The sequence below is a fragment of the Streptomyces sp. CLV115 genome (assembly GCF_038448545.1).
Taxonomy (GTDB): domain Bacteria; phylum Actinomycetota; class Actinomycetes; order Streptomycetales; family Streptomycetaceae; genus Streptomyces; species Streptomyces sanglieri.
The window spans coordinates 1-2724 of sequence record NZ_JBCEWQ010000321.1 but is presented as its reverse complement, the minus strand read 5'-3'; the positions used below and the strand labels follow the sequence as shown (position 1 = coordinate 2724).

Here is a 2724-nt window from a genome sequence, read left to right as displayed (position 1 = left end):
GTACGGCTTGCGATCACTCATCCCGTCACCCAAGCGAATCTCGCACGCTTGACCGGCAACGATGCTCCAACCTCACCCCATCGAGCGATGACAAGCCGGATAGAAGATCACGTACCGCACTCTCAGCCGCATCCGCCACAGTCACCGGTACCGCCTGCGACATTGATGTCGCTGTTGGGATCCGCCTGCCGGGGGTGACGAGGGTCTGGTAGGTGTGGATTCGGCGGGACCGGTTTCTTCATGTGGGTGGGGTGGGCGGCATGGCGCGGGTGGTCTGTGTGCATGGGATTGGGCAGCAGGTGCAGGGGGAGGACCGGTTGCGGTCCGTGTGGTGGCCGGCGTTGAGTGACGGGCTGCGGCGGGCCGGGGCTGAGGGCCTGGTGACGGAGGCGGATGTGGTGGTGGCCTTCTACGGGGATCTGTTCCGTCCGGCCGGGCAGTTCCTCGCCGCCGGGGATCCGCCCTACACCGCGGGGGATGTCGAGGAGGGATTCGAGCGGGAGCTTCTGGCCGCGTGGTGGCGGGCCGCAGCCGAGGTCGATGCAGAGGTGGTGTCGCCGGACGCCGGGGACACATTGGTGGCGACCCCGCGGTCGGTGCAGGCTGCTCTGCGGGCCCTGTCGGGGTCGAAGTTCTTCGCGAATCTTGCGCTGCGTGCGGTGGTCGCGGATCTCAAGCAGGTACGCGCCTACCTGACCGACCAGGAAACGCGCAAGGAGGCGCGCGGCCGGGTCACGGCCCGCATCGGTGCGGACACCCGCGTCGTGGTGGCGCACTCGCTCGGCTCTGTGGTCGCTTACGAGGCGCTGTGCGCGCTGCCGGGCCATGGGGTGCGGGCGCTGGTGACGATCGGCTCGCCGCTGGGCATCCCCAACCTCGTCGTCCACCGCTTGCAACCCGCCCCCACCGGCACGGGCACGGCGGTGCGCGGGGCCTGGCCGGGCGGCGAGAGTCTGGTGTGGACGAACCTGGCCGCGGCCGGCGACGTGGTCGCGCTGGTGAAGGACCTGCGCCCCGTCTTCGGCCGGGAGGTCCGCTCGGCTCTGCTGTCCAACGGTGCGCACGCACACGACGCGACCGCCTACCTCACCGATGCGCTGTGCGGGCAGGCGATCGCCGAGGGCCTGGCGTGAGCGACGCGCATGACGATACGGCGGCCGGCCCCCGACGGTTTCTGATGGCCGCGGTGGTCGCCGACTATCCGAAGAACCGGGACTGGAACCGACCCGGCCTGGTCCAAGCCCGCGCCAGGGTCGTCGGCCTGTTCACCGGCCCGCTCGGCTACCGGCTTCACGACCCACTGCCGCTCAGCCCCACCAGGCAACAACTGACCGACGCCCTGCGCGCGTTCTGCGCTTCACCGGAGCGGCGTGAGGACGATCTGCTGACGCTGTACCTGTCCTGCCACGGCGAGATCCTCGACGACGGTGACGAGCACGTCCTGCTCACCGCCGACACCGACCCCGACGACCTGGTCTACACCACGCTCCCCACGGCGGAACTGACGCGGGCGATGCTGCGTGGCACCCGGATCCGCAAGGTGATGCTGCTGCTGGACGCCTGCTACGTCGGACAGGGCGGCAACCAGATGGCCGCCGCCGCGCTGGAACGTCTGGGCGCGGCCTGGGGCAGGACGTCCGGGTCGGGGCTGGTCGTCGTCTCGTCCGCCCAGCCGCACCAGCCGGCGACGGCAGGACTGTTCCCGACGTTGCTGGAACAGGCGGTCACCGGCCTGTCGGTCGCCGGTCGCGGCCCCGGCACGCTGTCGGTGAACGCCATCGTGCAGCACATGAACGGCTCGGAGGACCGGCCTGACCATCAGCGGATCGGTCTGGCCATGGTCGGCCTGGACGGCGAGCCGCCCGCGTTCTTCCCCAACCCCCGCCACGACACCCGCCTCAACGGGGTCGACCTTGCCCTGCAGCAGGCCGCTGCCTTCGACGAACAGGACCAGCGGCGCGAAACGGAGTTCACCTCCCGCCTGCTGGTACGCGCCATGGGATACCAGAACGGGCCCGACGACGACCTCACCGCCCCTGCCTGGTGGTTCAGCGGCCGCCACACCGTCCTGCACGACCTCGCCGCCTGGCTCAACACCCCCACCAGCAGTAACGACCGGGCGTGCCGGGTCGTCACCGCCGCCCCCGGCTCCGGCAAAACCGCCGTCCTCGGCCTCATCGCCGCCCTCGCACACCCCGAGCGCCGCCGCACCGTTCCTCTCCACGCACTCGGCCTGCCGCAGGACCTCCTCGCACTCAGCACCATCGACGCCGCCGTCTACGCCCAGCACCTGACCGACACCGACGTCCTGGACGCCATCGCCGCCGCCGCCCGCCTGCGCACCGCCACCGTCGGCGAACTCCTCGACGCCCTGAGCGGGCGCCCGCAACCGCTGACCGTCCTCATCGACGCCCTCGACGAAGCCGCCACCCCCCACACCCTCTGCACCACCATCCTGCGCCCCCTGATCGAGCACTCCCGCGGCCGCATCCGCCTCCTCCTGGGCACCCGCCCCTACCTCCTGCCCCGGCTCGGCATCGACGCCCCCGACACCCGCCACGTCCTGGACCTCGACAGCCCCCGCTACGCCGACCGCCCCGCCCTCATCGCCTACACCGCCCGCACCCTGCTCCAGGCCCGCACCACCTCCCCCTACCGCAACCGGCTCGACGCCGTACGGCCCGTCGCCGAGGCCGTCGCCACCGCCGCAGGACACTCCTTCCT

At 71.4% G+C, this 2724-nt stretch carries 2 protein-coding genes; both read left to right on the top strand.

Annotated elements, in window-relative coordinates; translation table 11 throughout:
• The first annotated feature begins 260 nt into the window (after positions 1 to 260).
• Positions 261 to 1133, top strand: coding sequence for a hypothetical protein (locus AADR41_RS41800; RefSeq protein ID WP_342287682.1), 873 nt, complete (start codon positions 261 to 263; stop codon positions 1131 to 1133).
• The coding region (locus AADR41_RS41795) for a caspase family protein (protein WP_342287680.1) at positions 1130 to 2724 on the top strand (1595 nt) is incomplete at its 3' end. The genes AADR41_RS41800 and AADR41_RS41795, both read left to right, overlap by 4 nt.